Raw genomic sequence first — 19281 nt, 5'->3', positions numbered from 1 at the left:
ACTCGGTGCGGATTCGGTGTCCCGCGCAAGAAAAGTCGTCAACGGAACTCCGGCTTTGTTAACTTCAGTTCATGGACTTGCAGCTGCGCCACTTACGGAATCTGTGCGCGATCGCCGCTGCCGGATCCCTCAATAGGGCGGCCGCCGGGCTCGGTCTGCCGCAGCCCGCGCTGAGCCGGCAGGTCCGCCGTGTGGAGGAGCTGCTCGGCGGCGCGCTGTTCGAGCGCGGCTCGGACGGCGTACGCCCGACCGCCCTCGGCGAGACGGTGCTGACGCACGCCGAGACGATCATCCGGCAGTTCGACGAGCTGGGCCACCAGGTGCGGCACCACCAGCAGCACCACCGCCGCACCCTGCGGGTGGCCTGGTCGGCCGGCGCGATGTACGAGCAACTCCTCTACTGCCTGCGCCGGTTGTGCCCCGACGAGCGGCTGCAGATCGTCGCCGCCGGCTCCTCGTACGAGCTGACCCGACTGCTGCGGGACGGCGAGGTCGACGTGGCCCTGCGCGAGCAGTCGACCGACCGGCTGTTCCCGTGCGGCGACGCGGTGGTCGAGGTGCCGCTCGCGCACATCCCGGTTGTCGCCGTCCTCCCCGAGCGCCACCGGATGGCCTCGGCGGCCCGGCTCAGCCTGGCCGACCTCGCCGACGAGGAGTGGATCTCCACGTCCGGGCCCGACCGCTGCCACGACTTCCTCAACCGGCTGTGCGGCCCGTACGGCTTCAGCCCGCGCGTCGCGTACGACATCCCCGTGACCGGCCCCCGCTGCGAAGTCGTCCGGCACCAGCGGTGCGTGACCCTGCTTCAGGTGTCGCGGGCGCTGGCGCCCGGCGTGATCCAGCGGTACCTGCCGGATCTCGAGCTGAGCGTCCGGCACTCGGTGGCGTACCGCAAGGACAGCCGCATCGCCGCGTACGTGCCCGCCCTGGTGGCCCTGCTCGCGCAGGCGTACCGGGTGCGCGCCAGCGTCTGCCTCGCGCCTGGCACGCTGCCTGAGCCGTCCGCGGTGCCGCGGGCCGTCGTGCCGCCGTCCGTCGTGCCGCCGTCCGTCGTGCCGCCGTCCGTCGTGCCGCGGCCCGCCGAGGGCGCCGACCGCACCCGCGTGCCGTAGCGCGCCGCCGCGGGCCATGGGGGACATCGAGATACAGGACCTGCGACTGCTGCGCGCCGTCGCCGACACCGGCAGCCTCAGCGGTGCCGCACGTCAACTCGGCACGAGCCAGGGCAACATCAGCCGCCAGCTGCAGCGCATCGAACGCGTCACCGGCCTCACCCTGTTCCAGCGGCACAGCCGCGGGGCGGCACCCACCCAGGCCGGACGGATGCTGCTGCGCGGCGCCGACACCGTGCTGCCGCTGGTGGACCAGCTCCTGCTGTCGGCCGCGGAACACGCCGCCGAGTACGACGCGGAACGCGATGGCGAGTACGACGGTGAGCACGGCGGCGAGGGCGCCGGCGCACCGCGCACCGGCCGCTCCTTACGGCTCGGCGCCGTCCCCACCACCGTTCTGCCCGCCCTCACCTCCACCCTCGCCACGCTGCTCCCGCAGACGCCGCTGGACCTGCGCCTCGACGAGTCGCCCGAGGTGCTTCTCGGGCTCCTCCGCGGCGGCCGCCTCGACCTGGCCGTCCTGCGCCACTGGCCGGTGCTGGACGCGCCGTTGTCCGGCCGGGTCGACACCGCCGTCATCGCCGAGGAACGGCTCCACGTCGGCGTCGCCGCCCAGCATCCGCTGGCCCGCCGCCCCTGCGTCACCCTCGCCGACCTCCGCGACCTGTCCGGCCAGGGCCCCGGGATCCCCGTACTCGCCGAGGCCGGGCACGGCGCGCTCTGCCGCCACCTCGTCGTCGCCGCCGAGCGCCACGGCATCCGACTGCCCGTCAGCTGCGCCGCCGACCGCACCGACGCGACCGCGCGCGCCTGCGCGATGAGCGCGGTGCTGCTCGGCTACCACGGGCCGGCGCCCGTCCCGGGCATCGTCCACCTCCCGCTGAACGACGACGCCACCCGCTGCCTGCTGCTGCTCGCCTGGCCGGCGGGGGGCGGGCTGGCCCGGCACGGCGCGGAACTCGCGGCGCTGGCGCGCGAGACGTACGGCTGACCGCGGACCGTACGGGGGCGGCGTGCGGGTCGTACGGTCACCGGGGCGCGCGCCCCGTACCGGGACTAGGCTGGCCGTATGACCCGGAAACCGCCCGACGGCCAGGGAAACCGCTGGTCCGACCTTGATCGGCCACCGCTGAACGCCGACTCGCTGCGGCGCGCGCTGGTGCGCCCCGGCAGCATGTTCACTTCCCTCGACGTGCTCGACGAGGTCGGCTCCACCAACACCGAACTCGTCGAGCGCGTGCGCGCCGGGGACGCCGGGGCAGGCGCGGTGCTCGTGGCGGAGGAGCAGACCGCCGGACGCGGCCGGCTCGAACGCAGCTGGACGGCGCCCCCGCGCTCCGGACTCTTCTTCTCCATGGCGCTCGAGCCCGTCGCGCCCGTCGAACGCTGGGGCTGGCTCCCGCTGCTCACCGGCGTCGCGACCGCGACCGCGCTCGCGCGCGCCGCCGGCCTCGACACCTCCCTGAAGTGGCCCAACGACCTGCTCGCCGACGTCGACGGCAGCGAACGCAAGATCGGCGGCATCCTCGCGGAGCGCGCGGGCGAACGCGCCGTCGTCGTCGGCATCGGGCTCAACGTCTCGCTGCGCGCCGACGAACTCCCCGCCCCCGGCGCGGGCTCACTGGCGCTCGCCGGGGCTCAGGGCACGGACCGCGATCCGCTGCTGCGCGCCGTGCTCCGTTCGCTGGAGGAGTGGTACGGCCGCTGGAACGGCGCGGACGGCGACCCGGGAGCGAGCGGCGTTCAGGAGGCGTACGCCGCGGGCTGCGCGACGCTCGGCCGTTCCGTACGCGCGGAACTGCCCGGCGGCGGCGACGTGACCGGCGAGGCCGTGGCCGTCGACGGCGACGGACGGCTGGTCCTCGCCACGTCGGCCGGTATGCAGCGGCCGATCGGGGCGGGTGACATCGTGCACCTGCGCGGCGCTGACGACTGAGGCGGCGCGGTGCGCCGCGGCACGGGCCGCGGCGGGTGGCGGCACGGGCGCCGGTGTGGGTCCGTCCCGGGTGCCGGGTGTGCGTCCGGGGCGTACGGCGTGATGCCGGGCGTGACGGACGTGCCGGAGAGAGAGTGAGCTGGCACACACCTGCCGTATTGTTGGGATTCCGCGTACTCCGATGACAGGGAAGAGAACGGAAGGGCTGTGCACAGGGACGACCGGACCTGGCAAGGGGCGGGCAGTGGCCGTGGATGAGCCGGACACTCCCGGCGGCGAGGCGGCCTCCGCGTCCCCGCACGGCGGCCCCGAGGACGACCCCAGTGCCCTTCGGATCGAGGAGCTGATCCTCGGTTCGCCGCGGCAGTACACGCCGTTTCAGGCGGCCCGCGCCGCGGGTGTGCCGATGGAGCTCGCGTCCCGCTTCTGGCGCGCGATGGGCTTCGCCGACGTAGGCCAGGCCCGCGCGCTGACCGAGGGCGACGTGCTCGCCCTGCGGCGGCTCTCCGGCCTGGTGGAGGCCGGGCTGCTCAGCGAGTCGATGGCGGTGCAGGTCGCCCGTTCGGCGGGACAGACCACGGCACGGCTGGCCGACTGGCAGGTGGACTCGTTCCTGGAGAGCCTCACCGACCCGCCCGAGCCGGGCATGACCCGCAACGAGGTCACGTACCCGCTGGTCCAGCTGCTGCTGCCGGAGCTGGAGGAGTTCCTCGTGTACGTCTGGCGCCGCCAGCTGGCGGCGGCCACCGGACGGGTCGTACAGAACGACGAGGAGGAGATGGTCGACCGGCGGCAGGCGATCGGCTTCGCCGACCTGGTCGGCTTCACCCGGCTGACCCGCCGGCTGGAGGACGAGGAACTCGGCGAACTGGTCGAGGCGTTCGAGACCACCGCCGCCGACCTGGTCGCCGCACACGGCGGTCGGCTGATCAAGGCGCTGGGCGACGAGGTGCTGTACGTCGCCGAGGACGCGGGCACGGCGGCGGAGATCGGGATGCGGCTCATCGAGACGATGGGCAACGACAACACGATGCCGGAGCTCCGCGTCGGCATCGCCTTCGGCACCATGACGACGCGGATGGGCGACGTCTTCGGCAACACCGTCAACCTCGCGAGCCGGCTGACGTCGATAGCGCCGAAGGACACGGTGCTGGTGGACGACGCGTTCCGCTCGGAGCTCACGGCGGCGGGTGACGCGCCGGAGTCGGAGAAGGAGAGCGAGGACCTCTCGGGTTTCCGCTTCGCGCTCCAGCCGCTGTACCGGCGGCCGGTCCGGGGCCTCGGCATCGTCGAACCCTGGCTCCTGACCCGCCGCACCTGACCCCCGGGGGTTCGCCCGCCGCGTACGCGATGCCCCTGCGCAACCTGCCCGGCTCCCCGGGCCGGGATGTGCGTGCGGCATGCGACGGCGGCGCGGTCCCCCAACCCAGGCGTGCGTGCGGTGAGCGACGGTGGCGCGGTCCCGCAATCCAGCCCGTCCGGCGTTTGAGGACGGACGGGGGCGGTCGCCGGGCGGAGGTTCGTCGGGTCCTGGGCCGTCGGCGGCCGTACGCACATCGTGGCTGAGGGCCGTCCTCAATCGCCGGACGGGCTGATGTGGCTCGGGTCCGCCTCGAACGCCGGACGGCTGGGCGGGGCCGAGGGGCGGCCTCGGGGGCGGTGTCGGCGCGCTGGCCCGCCGCGCACGGCGCACGCGGCGTGCGCGATGATGCTCCGCAGCGTGAAGACGTGAGCGGCCGTTAACGGGTGAGGAGCGTGCGATGACGCGGTACGGCGAGTGGGTCGAGGTCAGGACCGGAGCGAGCGACGGTACGAGCGACGGTACGAGCGACGGCGCGAGCGAGGGAGCGGGCGCGGCGCACGTCGCCGAGCTGGTGCTGGACCGGCCGGGGGCGATGAACGCCGTCTCCACCGAGCTGGCCCGCGGCCTCGCCGCCGCCTGCGCGGATCTCGCGCGGGACACCTCCGTACGGGTGGTAGTCCTGACCTCGACGCACGAGCGCGCCTTCTGCGTCGGCGCCGACCTCAAGGAGCGCAACTCCTTCACGGACGCCGAGCTGGGCCGTCAGCGCCCGCACGCGCGGGCCGCGTACACCGGCGTGCTGGAGCTGCCCATGCCGACGATCGCCGCCGTACACGGCTACGCCCTCGGCGGCGGCTTCGAGCTGGCGCTCTCCTGCGACCTCATCGTGGCCGACCCGAGCGCCGTCGTCGGGCTGCCGGAGGTGTCGGTCGGGGTGATCCCGGGCGGCGGCGGTACGCAGTTGCTGCCGCGCCGCGTGGGTGCCGCACGCGCGGCAGAGTTGATCTTCAGCGCGCGCCGGGTCGAGGCGCCGGAGGCGCACGGGCTGGGGCTCGTGGACCAGCTGGTGGGGCCGGGCGAGGACCGTACGGAGGCGCTGGCGCTGGCCGGCCGTATCGCCGCGAACTCGCCGGTCGGGCTGCGGGCGGCCAAGCGGGCGCTGCGTACGGGCTGGGGCACCGGCCTGCGGGCCGGGCTGGAGATCGAGGACGCGGCCTGGCGCAGCACCGCGTTCTCCGGGGACCGGGCGGAGGGCGTGGCCGCGTTCAACGAGAAGCGGAAGCCGGACTGGCCGGGGGAGTAACGCCGGAACGGGGGCGGGACCGGCCGCCCGGCGGGCCCGTCCGCCGTCGGCCGTAGCCGGGGTGGTGCGGGTGCACCGTGTCGGCGTACGGCGGGTGCCGCGCGCGGGCGTACGGCGGGTGAAATACCCGGCGCGCATGACACGGCGCCGGGCGCCGAACACTTCTAGGCTGGGCGCATGGGAGAGGACGCGCGGCTGCGGGCGGTCGTGGAACTGGCGCAGGCCATGGCGGCGGCCCACACGTCGCTCGAGGTCGCGTACGCGGCGGCCGCGGGCGCCCGGGAGGCGATGGGCGGCGCGTTCGCGGCGGTCTCCGTCTGGGAACGGGAGCACGGGCGGCTGCGCGTACTGGTGAACGTGGGCGCGCTCGCGGACGACGAGGCGGAGTACCCGGACGACGAGTCGTACCCGGTGCACGACTTCCCCGAGATCACCGAGTTCCTGCACGAGCGCTGGGCGTGCGGCGGCGGCGAGCCGCACGCCTGGGTGGAGACGGCGGACGGCACCCGCGTCGGCGCACACATCAGCGCGCGCGCCAGCGGCAGGCGGGCGGAGGCGCTGCGGCGCCGCGGCCGCGGCTGCTGCGTGGTGGCGCCGATCGTGCTGCACGGCCGGGCGTGGGGCGAGCTGTACGTCGCGCGGGAGGCCGGCGCACCGGTCTTCCGGCGGGACGACGCCGACTTCGCGTCCGTGCTCGCCGCGATCATCGCGGCCGGGATCGCCCAGAACGAGCGGCTGGAGGAGGTGCGCCAACTCGCCTTCACCGACCCCCTCACGGGCCTCGCGAACCGCCGCGCAGTGGACGCCAGGCTGGACGAGGCGATCGAGCTGCACCGTACGGAGGACGCTGTCGTCAGCCTCGCCGTATGCGACATCAACGGCCTCAAGCGCGTGAACGACGAGCACGGGCACACGGCCGGCGACCGGCTGCTGGAGCGCTTCGGCTCGGTGCTGTCGCTGTGCGGCGCGATGCTGCCGGGCGCGCTGGCGGCGCGGCTGGGCGGGGACGAGTTCTGCCTGCTCGCGGTGGGCCTGCCCGCCGACGAGGTGGTGCGCGCGGCGGACGAACTGTGCCGCCGGGCAGGGGAGTTGGAGCTGGGCGAGGGCGTCGCGTGCGGGGTCGCGTCGACGGGCGACCCGATCGGGCCCGTACGGTCCGCGCGCCGGCTGTTCCGGCTGGCGGACGCGGCGCAGTACCGCGCGAAGGCGGCGCGCGCGGAGAAACCGGTCGTCGCGGGGCGGGACGGCGGCCCGGAGGACCCGGTGATCCGGCTGGCGGACGCCCCGGCCCGGCCGGGGGGTGAACGGCGCCGCTTCAGGGGGAGCGCGCCGCATTGAGGAATCGTTTCCGCTTCACTGTGCTCGGCTCGCCCGGCTGGGGTCGTCGCCTCGGGGCGACCACGCGGCGGAGCCGCGCGGGCACCGCGATTCACCCGGCCGTGACAGATTGCGATTCACTCTCTAGGGTGCCTGAATATGAATATGCACACTGTGGTGGTGGAACCGTCCGGCACGAGCGCCGAGGACGTTCTCGCCGTTGCCCGGGACGGTGCCCGGGTCGAGCTCTCCCAGGAGACCCTGGACGCCATCGCCGCCGCGCGCGGGTTCGTCGACGACCTGGCGGCCAAGCCCGAGCCCGTGTACGGCGTCTCCACCGGCTTCGGCGCTCTCGCCGTCCGGCACATCAGTCCCGGTCTCCGCGCCCAGCTGCAGCGCAACATCGTGCGCTCGCACGCCGCGGGCATGGGCCCGCGCGTGGAGCGCGAGGTGGTGCGCGCGCTGATGTTCCTGCGGCTCAAGACGGTCTGCTCGGGCCGCACGGGCGTACGCCCCGAGGTCGCGCAGACCATGGCCGACGTGCTCAACGCGGGCATCACACCCGTCGTCCACGAGTACGGTTCCCTCGGCTGCTCCGGCGACCTGGCCCCCCTCTCGCACTGCGCGCTGACGCTGCTGGGCGAGGGCGAGGCCGAAGGGCCCGGCGCGGCGCGGGGGTCCGCGCCGGGCGCCGCGGGCGGCACGGGCGCCGCGGAGGGCGCCGTACGGCCCGCCGCCGAGCTGCTCGCCGAGCACGGCATCGCCCCCGTCGAGCTGCGCGAGAAGGAGGGCCTCGCCCTCCTCAACGGCACCGACGGCATGCTCGGCATGCTCGTCATGGCCTGCGCCGACCTGGCGCGGCTGCTGACCTCCGCCGACATCACCGCGGCGCTCACCCTGGAGGGCCTGCTCGGCACCGACCGGGTGCTCGCGCCCGAGCTGCACGCCATCCGGCCGCACCCGGGGCTGGCCGACAGTGCGGCCAACATGCGGAAGGTGCTGGCCGGTTCGGGCCTGACCGGGCACCACCAGGACGACGCGCCGCGCGTCCAGGACGCGTACTCCGTACGGTGTGCCCCGCAGGTCGCGGGCGCCGTACGGGACACGCTCGCGCACGCCCGTACGGTCGCCGGGCGCGAACTCGCCTCCGCCGTCGACAATCCGGTGGTGCTGCCCGACGGCCGAGTGGAGTCGAACGGCAACTTCCACGGCGCGCCCGTCGCTTACGTGCTCGACTTCCTCGCCATCGCCGCCGCGGACCTCGGTTCCATCGCAGAGCGCCGCACGGACCGGCTGCTGGACAAGAACCGTTCGCACGGGCTGCCGCCGTTCCTGGCGCAGGACGCCGGGGTCGACTCGGGGCTGATGATCGCGCAGTACACACAGGCCGCGCTGGTCAGCGAGTTGAAGCGGCTCGCGGTGCCCGCGTCGGCCGACTCGATCCCGTCCTCCGCGATGCAGGAGGACCACGTGTCGATGGGCTGGTCGGCGGCGCGCAAGCTGCGGACGGCGGTGGACAACCTGACGCGGATCATCGCCATCGAGCTCTACGCGGCGGCGCGCGCCGTCGAGTTGCGCGCGGCGGAGGGGCCCGTGCCGGCGCCGGCATCGCGCGCGGTGCTCGCGGCGGCGCGGGACGCCGGGGTCGCGGGCGCGGGCCAGGACCGTCACCTGGCACCGGACATGGCGGCGGCCGAGGCGTTCGTACGGAGCGGCGGGCTGGTCGCGGCGGCGGAGTCGGTAACCGGGCCGCTGGTCTGACGGCGGGGCGGAGCGGGCGCCCGTACGGACGGCGCCCGCGCCCCGCGCGTACCTGCTGAACGGGCGCCGTGCGGCTCAGGTCCGCGCGGTGCGGCTGAGGTGTGCGCCGTGCGGCTCAGGTCCGCGCCGTGCGGCTCAGGTCCGCGCCGTGCCGCGGTCGCGCCGTACGGCACGTGCCGCGAGCAGTCCGAGTCCGGCCGCGCCGACGCCCACCCCGCCGAGGACGTACGGCGTGCTGCCGGTGTCCTCGTCGGCTTCGCCGGACGCCCGGGGCTGCTTGCCGTCCTGGCTCTCTGCCTCAACTGAAGTGCCGGAGTTGTCCGGAGACTGCCCGCTATGTGCGGAATGTCCGTTACCCGGGGCGGCGTGCGCACTGTTCACCGCGCCGGTCGAGGCCATGTCGGATGAGGTGTTCGCCGAGGGCAGGAACCACACGGCGAGCAGCGCCCCCGCCGCGACGACCGCCGTGGCCAGTGGCCTGCGGTGAGCGGTTGCGGTGGGCGGTATGGGCACGGGGAGCCCCCTAGGTGCTGCGAATCGGCAGTGCAGGGGCTGATGTTAGTGACGCCGCGGGTCGTGGGAAAGAAGTGGAGGCCAGGGCGCATACGCTCGCTGCCATGAGCGCTGACACCCCCTCCGGCACCTCGCCCCACGTACGGCTCCGGGTGGAACTCGTCGTGGAGATCGCCGATCCCGCCGCGTTGGCCGGTGCCGCCCGGGAGCAGCTGGCGGCGGACGCACACGTGCCGGACGCGGAGCGCGAGCGCGTCGGCGCGGCCGTGGCGGCGGACCCGGCGGAGGCGCTCTCATATCTCGTCGATCCGTTCGACCTGGTCAAGGGATTGCCGGGAGTTGAGCTGGCGCACGCGAGCTGGGGCAGCGAGCAGCGTGTGTGTGACATGGATGACGCCGGCGATTGGCCGGACGAGGTGTAGCGGCGGACTGGCCGGGCAGGCACCCGGGAGTCCGGAAGATCCCATACCTGTCGGTCACGGTCGTTCAGAGCGGCAGAGGATCACGATCAGGTGTCTTGTCCCACACTTTCCGCAGAGGTGGAACGGATCACAGCGCACCTGCGTATTGATGAGTAGAGCTGGGATACGCTTGTCCGGTTTTCGCCGGTACGGGGGTCTACGGCGGTTGGGGTTCTGGGAGTCTTGGACTCGGCAAGCAGATGGAGAAGCGTGTGATGACGGTGGGGAAGCACCGCAGGGCCGTAGCGGCGGCGGCGATGCTGCTGAGCGGTGCGCTGGCGCTGACCGCGTGCGGCGGCGACGACGGCGGCGACGGGGGGAAGGACGGCAAGGAGAAGTCCGACTCCCAGAGCAAGGCCGACAAGGCGGCTGCCGAGGAGAGCTCCGACGCGCGAATATCCATCGAGCCCAAGGACGGCAAGTCCGGCGCCAGCATCAACACCGGCGGCAAGGTCACGGTCACCAAGGGCAAGCTCGTCGACGTGACCATGACCGCCGCCCAGACGGGCACCGCGGTCGAGGGCTCCATCGCCGCCGACGGCAAGTCGTGGAAGCCGGCCAGTGCGCTGGAGCGGGCCACGAAGTACGAGGTCAAGGCCGTGGCGAAGGACGACGAGGGGCGCGAGGCGCACGAGGCCTCGACGTTCACCACCGTCTCCCCGGAGAACAGCTTCATCGGCTATTTCAAGCCTGATGACGGCAAGACCGTGGGCGTGGGCATGCCGGTGTCGATCAACTTCGACAAGCCGGTCACCAACAAGAAGGACGTCCAGTCGGCGATCAAGGTCAGCAGCACCGGCGGCCAGCAGATCGTCGGGCACTGGTTCAGTGACACGCGTATCGACTTCCGGCCGGAGGACTACTGGAAGCCGGGATCCAAGGTCAGCGTCGATCTGAACCTCGACGGCGTGGACGCCTCCGAGGGTGTCACCGGCGTGCAGGACAAGGAGTTCTCCTTCAACGTCGGCCGGTCGCAGGTCAGCACGGTGGACGTGAAGACGAAGAAGATGACGGTCGTCCGGGACGGCAAGACGGTCAAGACGATCCCGATCTCGGCCGGCAACGCCGAGAACCCCACGTACAACGGCGAGATGGTGATCTCCGAGAAGTTCACGGAGACCCGTATGAACGGCGCGACCGTCGGCTTCACGGACGACGACGGCAAGGGCGAGTACGACATCAAGGACGTGCCGCACGCCATGCGCCTGTCGACCTCGGGCACCTTCATCCACGGGAACTACTGGGGCGCCGACTCCATCTTCGGCTCCGCCAACACCAGCCACGGCTGCGTCGGTCTGAACGACGTCAAGGGCGCGGGCGACAAGAAGCAGGACGGCGCCTGGTTCTACGAGAACTCGATGCTCGGTGACGTGGTCATCGTCAAGAACTCGCCCGACAAGGAGATCAAGCCGGACAACGGCCTCAACGGCTGGAACATGTCCTGGTCCGAGTGGCAGGCGGGCTCGGCCCTCTGAGGCCGGAGCGCTGACGCACTCGCACTCGCGGGCGCAGCGGACGTACGCACGAGGCGGGGCACGGGAGCAACTCCCGTGCCCCGCCTCTGTCGTGCTCCGGCACGCGTGCTCCGGCACGCGCTGCGCCCACGGCGAAGTCGTCAGCCGGGTGTCGCCGCGCTCGCCGCGCGGGCGAACTCCGCGACGAACGCCTCGTCGAACGCCTTCAGGTCGTCCGGCTTCCGGCTTGTCACCAGCGAGTTGGGCCCGCCGCGGCAGACGAAGACCTGCTGGTCGACCCATGTCGCGCCCGCGTTGCGGAGGTCCGTCTGCAGGCTCGGCCACGAGGTGAGCGTACGGCCGTTCACCACGTCGGCCTCGATCAGCGTCCACGGCGCGTGGCAGATCGCCGCGACCGGCTTGCCCGCGTCGAAGAAGCCCTTCACGAACCGTACGGCGGTCGGATCCATCCGCAGGGCGTCCGGGTTCGCGACGCCGCCGGGGAGCACCAGCCCGTCGTACTCGTCCACCGTCGCCTCCTCCACGGTCTGGTCCACGGCGAAGGTGTCGGCCTTGTCGAGATGGTGGAACGCCTGCACGCGGCCGTTGGTCGTGGAGATGAGCCGCGGCGACCCTCCGGCTTCGATCACGGCCCGCCACGGGTCGGTGAGTTCCATTTGTTCGACCCCTGCGGGGGCCACGAGAAAGGCGGCCTTCACGGTCGTCACTCCTCTCCGGCTTACTGAGCTGCGGGTTTCCTCAGTGCCGGGTGTCCCGTACGGGGCGGGTCATGCACGCGCGGGCGCGCTCGCGCTGTGTGCCCGTGCCTTCAGCGGCTGCGGCCGCTTCAGCCGCGCTCGGCCCGTGCGTCCGCTGCCGCCTCCGAGGCATCCGCCGCCTCCGCTGCCCCGGCGGTCCCGTGCGCCACGCCAGCACCGCCCGTACCCGTCGCACTCGCCGCACTCGTCGCCCCCGGCGTCTCCGCCGACCAACTGGCCAGCAGTCGCAGCGCCTCCGCCGACGGCGATCCCGGCTCGGCGTGGTAGGCGATCAGCTCCTGCGACTGGTCCGCGGGCAGCTTCAGCGCCTCGTAGGACAGCGTGAGGCTGCCGACCAGCGGGTGGTACAGGTGCTTCACGCCGTACGACTTGTCCTGCACGTTGTGCGCCGCCCACATGCGGCGGAACTCACCGCTCTTCACCGACAGCTCCCCGATCAGCGCCGTGAGCTGCGGATCGTCCGGGTGGCAGCCCGCGTCGAGGCGCAGCCACGCCACGATGTCGGACGCCTTCTGCTCCCACTCCGGATACAGCTCCCGCGAGTGCGGGTCGAGGAAGACCAGCCACGCCATGTTGCGCTCATGCGGTGCCAGCGCGCGGAAGTCGGTGAGGAGTGCGCAGGCCATCCGGTTCCAGGCGAGGACGTCCATGCGCCGCCCGATGACGTATGCGGGCACGGACTCCATCGCGTCGAGCAGCTGCTGCAGCCCGGGCCGTACGCGCTGGGAGCGCGACTGGGCGCGGCGCGTGCGCCGCTTCGGCTTGGTGAGGTGCGTGAGGTGGTCCCGTTCCGCCTTGGTCAGGCGGAGCGCGGTGGCGATGGCATCGAGCACGCTGGCGGAGACGTTGTGGCTGTGCCCCTGCTCGAGCCGGGTGTAGTACGCGACGCTGACGCCGGCCAGCTGGGCCAGCTCCTCGCGGCGCAGCCCCGGTACGCGGCGCCGCCCGCCGTAGTCCGGCAGCCCGACGTCCTGCGGCTGCAGCCGGGCCCGGCGCGAACGCAGGAACTCGCTGAGCTCGGCACGGGGATCAAGCTGGTCCATACCGCCAGTATGGCCGACCGCCCGCCGCCCGCATTCCCGCCAGCATGACCCCGCCAGTGGTACGCACCGTGTGCGTACGCACAACGGAGGGCTGGGTAACGCGGGCGCGCTCCATCAGCATCGGTACGGGTCCGAGCCGTACGCAGGCCCGCCACCCGCGCGACGCACACCCGTACCGGCGCCGTGACGCACACCCGTACCCGTGCCGTGACGCACACCCGTACCGGCGCCGTGACGCACACCCGTACCCGTGCCGCGACGCACACCCGTACCGCGCCGCGACGCACACCCCTACCGGACGCGGCCGAGACCGCGCTGAGGAGCCACACCCCATGCCAGCCACCACGGCACACGCCTACGCCGCACCCGCCCCCAAGGCGCCCCTGGAGCCCACCACCGTGCCGCGGCGCGCGGTCGGCGAGCACGATGTCCTGATCGACATCAAGTACGCCGGAATCTGTCACTCCGACATTCACCAGGTCGACGAGGACTGGGGACAGTCGATCTTCCCGATGGTCCCCGGTCACGAGATCGCGGGCGTGGTCAGCGAGGTCGGCCCCGGCGTCACGCGGTACGCCGTCGGCGACCGGGTGGGCGTCGGCTGCTTCGTCGACTCCTGCCGCGAGTGCGACAACTGCCGCGCGGGGCTGCAGCAGTACTGCACCGGCGGCGGCATGATCGCCACGTACAACGGAACCGGCGTGGACGGCGAGCCCACATACGGCGGTTACAGCACGCACATCGTCGTCGACGAGCAGTACACCCTGCGCATCCCGGACGGGCTCGCCCTCGACCAGGCCGCGCCGCTGCTCTGCGCGGGCATCACCGTCTACTCGCCGCTGGCCCACTGGAAGGCCGGGCCCGGCAAGCGCGTCGCCATCGTCGGGATGGGCGGCCTCGGGCACATGGGCGTCAAGCTGGCGCACGCGATGGGCGCCGAGGTCACCGTGCTCAGCCAGTCCCTGCGGAAGCGGGACGACGGACTCCGGCTCGGCGCCGACCACTTCCACGCCACCGCGGACCCGGCGACGTTCGAGGAGCTGGCGGGCAGCCTCGACCTGATCGTCAACACCGTCTCCGCGCACCTCGACCTGGACGCATACCTCGGACTGCTCCGGAACGACGGCACCATGGTGAACGTCGGCGCGCCGGAACAGCCGCAGTCCGTCGGCACGTTCTCGCTGCTGGCCGGCCGCAAGTCGCTGGCCGGTTCCGCGATCGGCGGCATCCCGGAGACCCAGGAGATGCTGGACCTGTGCGCGCGGGAGGGCATCGGCGCGGAGATCGAGGTGATCGCGGCGGACCAGATCAACGAGGCGTACCGGCGGGTCCTCGCGGGCGACGTGCGGTACCGCTTCGTGATCGACGCGTCGACGCTCGCCGCGTAGGGGGTTGGCGGTTGGCCCCGGCCGGTGGCCGGTGGCCGGTGGCGCGTGGCGCGTGGCCTGTGGCGCGCCGCCTGGTCAGCCGGTCAGCGTCGGTCAGCCGGCGTCCTGGGGCTTCGTGTGGAACACGTCCCCGGGGCGTGCGACGCGGATCGGACCGTCGTACGCGCTTGCCGCCGCCGACACGGCCTCGTCCGGGTCCGTACCGGGCCACAGGTGCGTGAGCACGAGCCGTCCGACACCGGCCTCCGCGGCGTACCGGCCCGCGAGGCGGGCGCTGAGCAGGAACTCGGCGTCCGCCTCCGGCACGTGCTCCGGGTACGTCGCCTCGGACAGCAGCAGGTCGGCGCCGCGGGCCAGTTCGGGGATGTCCGCGGTCGGGCCGGTGTCGCCGGTGTAGGTGAGGGTGCCGCCGTTGGTGCCGTTGGCGCCCTTGGCGTCGCTTGTTTCGGTCAGGCGGAAGCCCGCGTTCGGTACGTGGTGCGGCAGCGGCATGCTGTCCACGGTGAACGGGCCGATGCCGAACCGGTGCGGACCGGCGTGGAGTTCGCGCAGGTCGTAGGAGTCGGTCAGCATGCCGGGCCGGTCCAGGGCGAGTACGGCGTCGAGTGCGCCGGGCAGCGCGTACACGGGCAGGGGGTGCCCGTTCGGGCCGCCGTCGGGGGAGTCCGCCAACGCCCGTGCGCGCAGCAGGGGGTTGAGGTCCGCGCAGTGGTCCGGGTGGCCGTGGCTGACCAGCACCGCGTCGACCGCGGTGACGGGCATGTGGTCCAGCAGCCGGGGCAGCGTCGCGTAACCGGGGTCGAGCAGCAGCCGGAAGCCGTCGCTCTCCAGCACGTACCCGCTGCATGCCTGGCGGGCGGTCGGCCAGGCGCCGCAACCGCCGAGTACGGTGAGCTCCACGCCCCGGACCCTACCGCCTGTCCCCTCGGGCGGTAGCGGCCACCATTCCAAGCCCGTCCGGCGTTTGAGGACGAACCGGAGCGGCCACGCTGCTGCGCTTGGCCCGTCCGCGTGTGGCCCACCGACGGGTCCGTCGTGGCCGGGGTCCGTCCTCAATCGCCGGACGGGCTCGGTCTGGTGGCCGCGGTCACGGCTGTGACAGATAGTCCGCGATCGCCGCCGGATTCGACGGGGTGGAGATCAGCGCGGCGTACGGCTACCTCGTCCACCAGTTCCTGTCCGGCAACGCCAACCAGCGCACCGACGGCTACGCCGACCACGTCCGCTTCGCCGTCGAGGTCGTCGAGGTCGTCGAAGCCGTCGCCGCCGCGATCGGCGCCGACCGTACGGCACTGCGCGTCTCGCCCGGCAACTCCCTGAACGACATCGCCGAGTCCGCCGTACCCCCGCGCTACCACCGGCTGCTGGCCGCCCTGGACGGGCTGGGCCTGGCGTATCCGCACGTCGTGCAGACCGGCGCGTACGCCGCGCTGGAGGACCTGCGCCCGCGCTGGCGCGGCACCCTCCTGGCCACCTACGACGGTCCGGGGCCCAGCCCCGGCGGCGTCGAGCGGGCGGAACGGGCCCTGCGCGCGGGGCTCGCCGACGTGTACGCGTTCGGGCGGCTGTATCTGGCCAACCCGGACCTGCCCCTGCGCGTCGCCGCCTGCGCCCCGCTCAACCGGATGCGGGGGACGGGCATGTACGGGGGCGGCGCGGAGGGGTGCACCGACTACCCCTTCCTGGAGGCCCGTTCCGAGGGGGACTTCGACGGCAGGTGCGAGATGCCGGCCACGGTGTGACCGGTCAGCGGCCCGTACGGGCGTCAGGTCCCGCGTCCGTACGGGCGTCAGGCCCCCGGGTCCGTACGGGCGTCGGGCCCCGTGCCCGTACGAGCCTGCGGCCCCGGGTCCGTACGGGCGCCCCGCAGGAACGCGTCCAGCAGCGCCGTCTGGCGGTGCGGCGGGTACGCGTCCGGGTCGAACAGCGCGTGGGCGACCAGCCCGTGGGTGAACGCCGCGGCGGCCGCGACCACCTCGTCCGGGTCCGCCGCGGCGGGCAGTTCGCCCTGGCGCTGCGCGTCGGTCACGTGCGTACGCAGGGTGGCGCGCCAACGGGCCAGCCGCGCACGTTCGTTGCGGTGGAAGCCGGGGTCGGCGAGGGCGTTGTCCCAGGAGCTGACCCAGACCCGGTTCATCGCCGCCGACTCCTCGGTGAGGGGCAGCACGTCGAGGAGTGCGGCCCGCAGCGCGGGCAGGCCGCCGGCTTCGGGGCGGCGCCGGGCGCGGGACGCCGTACGGGCTTCGGCCACCTCGAGGGCGTGCTGCACGAGTGCGCGTTTGGTCGGGAAGTAGTGCGTGAGCAGGCCGGTCGAGGCGCCCATCTCGGCCGCGACGGCGCGCAGCGTCAGCCCGCCGAGGCCGCGCTCGGCCAGGACACGCCACACCGCTTCGGACACGTCGGCCCGGCGGGCGTCGTGGTCGCCGCGTGCGGGTGGCATGGGGTCTCCTCTCCGGCCGGACAGCAGCCACAGGCGCGGCCATTGGCGCTTCAGGTGTCACAGCGCTCCAGTGTCACAGTTATAGTACGTAACGAATGTTTGGTACGCACCCGTTGCCGCCGCTCCCACGGCCCCGTCCGATCGGAGACCCCGTGTTCGCCCTCCCGTTGACCGACACCGCCGAGCTGCGGCCTCTGGAGCCGTGGCAGGCCGAGGAGTTCGCCGAGAGCATCGACAGCGCGCGTGCCCATCTCAGCCCCTGGCTGCCCTGGCCCGCGCTCATCACGGACGTGGGCAGCGCCCGCCGCTGGCTGCGCGACTACGCCGACAAGCAGGCCCGCGACGAGGGCCGCATCTACGGCATCTGGGCCGACGGCCGGCTCGTCGGCGGCCTCGTCTTCCGTACGTTCGACGTCGCGAGCGGTGTCTGCGAGATAGGGGCCTGGACCGTTCCGGAGGGCGAGGGCCGCGGGCTCGTGCACCGGGGGGCGCGCGAGCTGATCGACTGGGCGTTCCGGGTGCGGGGCATGAGCCGGGTGGAGTGGCGTACGGTGACCGCCAACGTCCGCAGCACGGCGGCGGCCAGGAGGCTCGGCATGACCCGCGACGGGACGCTCCGGCAGGTGCACGCGCAGGACGGCCGGCGGCACGACGTGGAGGTGTGGTCGCTGCTCGCCGACGAGTGGACGGCCGCGGCGGCGCAGGAACGCGGGGCGGCGTAGGACGCAGGGCAGAACCGGGCGCGGGGAGGGGTTCGCGATGGGGCAGGGGACCGACTGGACCGCTGTGTTCGACGACGGTTACACGCGGCAGGAGCGGCGTGACACCCGGCGGCGGATCTGGCGTGACGTGTACGGCGACGAGTACCCGGAGCAGGCCGACCCGTACAGCTTCACGACGCGCACCGAACTCGACCGCATCGCTGCGGAGACGGGCGTCGGCGACGGCGAGCTGCTCGTCGACCTCGGCTGCGGCCGGGGCGGCACGGGGCTGACCGTCGCGTCTCGTGCGTCGGCGGCCGCTACGGGCACGGCGGCCGGTACGAGCACGGGAGCGGGTACGGGCAGGGGACCAGGCACGGGCAAGGGCGTACGGCTGCTCGGCCTGGACATCTCCGAGGTGGCGCTGCGGGAGGCGCGGGCGGCGGTGGCCCGCTTCCCCGGGCTGGACGCCGCCCATGTGGACTTCCGGCGGGGCGAGTTCGCGGACACCGGGCTCCCGGACGGCGCCGCGCGCGCCGTCATGAGCGTCGACGCGCTGACCTTCGCGCCCGACAAGCAGCGGGCGCTGGACGAGATCCACCGCGTCCTCGCGCCGGGCGGCCGCGCCGTCTTCACCAGCTGGGACTACCACCGCACCCCCGAGGACCGCCCGCCCCAGGTGCCCGACCACCGCCCGCTGCTGGAGCGCGCGGGCTTCCACGTACGGGCGTACGAGGAGACCCCCGACTGGCGCCGCCGGATGCGGGCCGTCAGCCACGGCCTGATCGACCGCCGCGACGAACTCGCCGAGGAGGAGGGCGAGGAGGCCGCCGACGCGGTCGCCGCCTCCGTACGGCATCAGCTGGACCACCAGATTCCGCTGATGTCCCGCCGTGTGCTGGCGGTCGCCGAACGGCGGTCCTGAGCCGTGCCGGACCCGGGACCAGCGCAGGTGGACTTCTGGTTCGACCCCGTGTGCCCGTACACCTGGCTCACCTCACGCTGGCTGGCCGAGGTGACAAAGGTGCGCCCTGTGACGGTGCGTTGGCGCGTGATGAGCCTCCAGGTGCTGAACGAGGGCCTGGAGGTGAACCCGGAGGACCCGGACGGCGAGTGGGGCGAGTACCTGTGGGCGCCTGCGCGGCTGTGCGCGGTCGTGGGGGAGCGGCACGGGTCGGACGCGCTCGGGCGCTACCTCGCCGCGCTGGGCGTACGCCTGCACGAGCGCGGGGAGTGGACGGCGCTTGCGGACGCGCTGGCGGACGCCGGCCTGCCCGCGCACCTGGCCGACGCGGCCTGGGACGAGCGCCACGACGCGGCCGTACGCGCCTCGCACGCGGAGGCCGTGGCGCTCGTGGGCGAGGGCGTCGGCACGCCGGTGACCGCGCTGCGCGACGCGGGCCCGTACGGGCGTACGGCAGCGTTCTTCGGGCCGGTGGTCTCCCCGGCCCCGGCGGGCGAGGCGGCCGGCCGCCTGTGGGACGGCCTGACGGCGCTCGCGGCGGTCCCGGGCTTCTGCGAACTCAAACGGACCCGCACGGAAGAACCCGATTTCACCCGGGAAGTCTGAGCAACACGCCGTCTGTCCCGTGGTAACCCGCTTCGCCGTGCGGCGCCCGCTGGTAGAACTCGGAACGTGCGTGGGTGTCCTGGCAGCCGGGACGCACGTCCGCCGCGGGCGCGGGGCGAGTGATCGCGGAGGCGTGAGTGCCGCAGCTGTCCACGAGGGCTGTGAGCGGGCAATGTTGCACAAGTTGTTGACGCGCCCCT

19 protein-coding genes are annotated in these 19281 nt (G+C 73.4%); 14 read left to right on the top strand and 5 right to left on the bottom strand.

Translation table 11 applies throughout. The features are described 5' to 3' along the window. The first annotated feature begins 71 nt into the window (after positions 1 to 71). The 7 genes from DVA86_RS15360 (at position 72) to hutH (ending at position 8732) form a co-directional block, all read left to right on the top strand. On the top strand, positions 72 to 1112 hold the full coding sequence (locus DVA86_RS15360; RefSeq protein WP_208878957.1) for a LysR family transcriptional regulator: 1041 nt from the start codon (positions 72 to 74) through the stop codon (positions 1110 to 1112). Between the two features lie 16 nt (positions 1113 to 1128). Then, a complete protein-coding gene (locus DVA86_RS15355; protein ID WP_208878956.1) occupies positions 1129 to 2103 on the top strand; it encodes a LysR family transcriptional regulator in 975 nt (324 codons plus the stop codon). A gap of 78 nt (positions 2104 to 2181) precedes the next feature. Next, on the top strand, positions 2182 to 3048 hold the full coding sequence (locus tag DVA86_RS15350) for a biotin--[acetyl-CoA-carboxylase] ligase (protein WP_208878954.1): 867 nt from the start codon (positions 2182 to 2184) through the stop codon (positions 3046 to 3048). A gap of 244 nt (positions 3049 to 3292) precedes the next feature. Continuing rightward, positions 3293 to 4369: an adenylate/guanylate cyclase domain-containing protein gene (locus DVA86_RS15345; protein WP_208878953.1), complete on the top strand. Its 1077-nt coding sequence runs from the start codon at positions 3293 to 3295 to the stop codon at positions 4367 to 4369. A gap of 439 nt (positions 4370 to 4808) precedes the next feature. Further along, entirely contained in the window at positions 4809 to 5654 is an 846-nt protein-coding gene (locus DVA86_RS15340; RefSeq protein ID WP_208878951.1) for an enoyl-CoA hydratase/isomerase family protein, read from the top strand. A gap of 177 nt (positions 5655 to 5831) precedes the next feature. Next, on the top strand, positions 5832 to 6992 hold the full coding sequence (locus DVA86_RS15335) for a GGDEF domain-containing protein (protein ID WP_208878950.1): 1161 nt from the start codon (positions 5832 to 5834) through the stop codon (positions 6990 to 6992). 144 nt (positions 6993 to 7136) lie between these two features. Further along, a complete protein-coding gene (gene hutH / locus DVA86_RS15330) occupies positions 7137 to 8732 on the top strand; it encodes a histidine ammonia-lyase (protein ID WP_208884725.1) in 1596 nt (531 codons plus the stop codon). 135 nt (positions 8733 to 8867) lie between these two features. Here hutH and DVA86_RS15325 read toward each other — a convergent pair whose 3' ends face one another. Continuing rightward, positions 8868 to 9245 carry a hypothetical protein gene (locus DVA86_RS15325; protein WP_208878949.1) on the bottom strand — a complete coding sequence of 126 codons (378 nt, stop codon included), beginning with the start codon at positions 9243 to 9245 and terminating at the stop codon, positions 8868 to 8870. A gap of 104 nt (positions 9246 to 9349) precedes the next feature. On the opposite strand from DVA86_RS15325, the gene DVA86_RS15320 reads away from it, so the two are divergent. Then, complete coding sequence (locus DVA86_RS15320; protein ID WP_208878948.1) at positions 9350 to 9667, top strand: hypothetical protein; 318 nt, start codon at positions 9350 to 9352, stop codon at positions 9665 to 9667. Positions 9668 to 9906: 239 nt separating this feature from the next. Next, complete coding sequence (locus tag DVA86_RS15315) at positions 9907 to 11181, top strand: L,D-transpeptidase (protein ID WP_208878946.1); 1275 nt, start codon at positions 9907 to 9909, stop codon at positions 11179 to 11181. A gap of 140 nt (positions 11182 to 11321) precedes the next feature. Here DVA86_RS15315 and DVA86_RS15310 read toward each other — a convergent pair whose 3' ends face one another. Then, entirely contained in the window at positions 11322 to 11879 is a 558-nt protein-coding gene (locus tag DVA86_RS15310) for a type 1 glutamine amidotransferase domain-containing protein (RefSeq protein ID WP_208878945.1), read from the bottom strand. A gap of 128 nt (positions 11880 to 12007) precedes the next feature. Then, positions 12008 to 12982 (bottom strand): helix-turn-helix domain-containing protein, encoded by a 975-nt coding sequence (locus DVA86_RS15305; RefSeq protein WP_208878943.1) that lies wholly within the window; start codon positions 12980 to 12982, stop codon positions 12008 to 12010. A gap of 332 nt (positions 12983 to 13314) precedes the next feature. Here DVA86_RS15305 and DVA86_RS15300 point away from each other — a divergent pair, with 332 nt between their 5' ends. After that, entirely contained in the window at positions 13315 to 14370 is a 1056-nt protein-coding gene (locus DVA86_RS15300; protein WP_208878942.1) for an NAD(P)-dependent alcohol dehydrogenase, read from the top strand. Positions 14371 to 14463: 93 nt separating this feature from the next. Here the strand turns inward: DVA86_RS15300 and DVA86_RS15295 are convergent, their stop codons facing one another. After that, complete coding sequence (locus DVA86_RS15295; RefSeq protein WP_208878941.1) at positions 14464 to 15270, bottom strand: MBL fold metallo-hydrolase; 807 nt, start codon at positions 15268 to 15270, stop codon at positions 14464 to 14466. 212 nt (positions 15271 to 15482) lie between these two features. Here DVA86_RS15295 and DVA86_RS15290 point away from each other — a divergent pair, with 212 nt between their 5' ends. Next, complete coding sequence (locus tag DVA86_RS15290) at positions 15483 to 16112, top strand: oxidoreductase (RefSeq protein ID WP_208884724.1); 630 nt, start codon at positions 15483 to 15485, stop codon at positions 16110 to 16112. Between the two features lie 47 nt (positions 16113 to 16159). On the opposite strand, the gene DVA86_RS15285 is transcribed toward DVA86_RS15290, so the two are convergent. After that, a complete protein-coding gene (locus tag DVA86_RS15285) occupies positions 16160 to 16810 on the bottom strand; it encodes a TetR/AcrR family transcriptional regulator (RefSeq protein WP_208878940.1) in 651 nt (216 codons plus the stop codon). 152 nt (positions 16811 to 16962) lie between these two features. Between DVA86_RS15285 and DVA86_RS15280 the strand changes: the two genes are divergently transcribed. Genes DVA86_RS15280 through DVA86_RS15270 form a run of 3 tightly spaced genes read left to right on the top strand, consistent with a single transcriptional unit; the run spans position 16963 to position 19081 of the window. Beyond that, positions 16963 to 17532, top strand: coding sequence for a GNAT family N-acetyltransferase (locus tag DVA86_RS15280; RefSeq protein ID WP_208878938.1), 570 nt, complete (start codon positions 16963 to 16965; stop codon positions 17530 to 17532). 37 nt (positions 17533 to 17569) lie between these two features. Next, positions 17570 to 18436: a class I SAM-dependent methyltransferase gene (locus DVA86_RS15275; RefSeq protein ID WP_208878937.1), complete on the top strand. Its 867-nt coding sequence runs from the start codon at positions 17570 to 17572 to the stop codon at positions 18434 to 18436. A gap of 3 nt (positions 18437 to 18439) precedes the next feature. After that, positions 18440 to 19081: a DsbA family protein gene (locus tag DVA86_RS15270; RefSeq protein WP_222623323.1), complete on the top strand. Its 642-nt coding sequence runs from the start codon at positions 18440 to 18442 to the stop codon at positions 19079 to 19081. The last annotated feature ends 200 nt before the right edge of the window (positions 19082 to 19281 follow it).

Origin of the sequence: Streptomyces armeniacus (assembly GCF_003355155.1) — a bacterium.
Lineage (GTDB): Bacteria > Actinomycetota > Actinomycetes > Streptomycetales > Streptomycetaceae > Streptomyces > Streptomyces armeniacus.
This window is presented reverse-complemented; position numbering and strand designations above follow the sequence as displayed.

Excerpts from the sequence above, each read along its gene's own strand:
- DVA86_RS15335 (WP_208878950.1), top strand. The coding sequence starts at position 5,832 with ATGGGAGAGGACGCGCGGCTGCGGGCGGTCGTGGAACTGGCGCAGGCC.
- hutH (WP_208884725.1), top strand. The coding sequence starts at position 7,137 with ATGCACACTGTGGTGGTGGAACCGTCCGGCACGAGCGCCGAGGACGTT.
- DVA86_RS15320 (WP_208878948.1), top strand. The coding sequence starts at position 9,350 with ATGAGCGCTGACACCCCCTCCGGCACCTCGCCCCACGTACGGCTCCGG.
- DVA86_RS15285 (WP_208878940.1), bottom strand. The coding sequence starts at position 16,810 with ATGCCACCCGCACGCGGCGACCACGACGCCCGCCGGGCCGACGTGTCC.
- DVA86_RS15360 (WP_208878957.1), top strand. The coding sequence starts at position 72 with ATGGACTTGCAGCTGCGCCACTTACGGAATCTGTGCGCGATCGCCGCT.
- DVA86_RS15350 (WP_208878954.1), top strand. The coding sequence starts at position 2,182 with ATGACCCGGAAACCGCCCGACGGCCAGGGAAACCGCTGGTCCGACCTT.
- DVA86_RS15340 (WP_208878951.1), top strand. The coding sequence starts at position 4,809 with ATGACGCGGTACGGCGAGTGGGTCGAGGTCAGGACCGGAGCGAGCGAC.
- DVA86_RS15355 (WP_208878956.1), top strand. The coding sequence starts at position 1,129 with ATGGGGGACATCGAGATACAGGACCTGCGACTGCTGCGCGCCGTCGCC.
- DVA86_RS15305 (WP_208878943.1), bottom strand. The coding sequence starts at position 12,982 with ATGGACCAGCTTGATCCCCGTGCCGAGCTCAGCGAGTTCCTGCGTTCG.
- DVA86_RS15300 (WP_208878942.1), top strand. The coding sequence starts at position 13,315 with ATGCCAGCCACCACGGCACACGCCTACGCCGCACCCGCCCCCAAGGCG.
- DVA86_RS15315 (WP_208878946.1), top strand. The coding sequence starts at position 9,907 with ATGGAGAAGCGTGTGATGACGGTGGGGAAGCACCGCAGGGCCGTAGCG.
- DVA86_RS15275 (WP_208878937.1), top strand. The coding sequence starts at position 17,570 with ATGGGGCAGGGGACCGACTGGACCGCTGTGTTCGACGACGGTTACACG.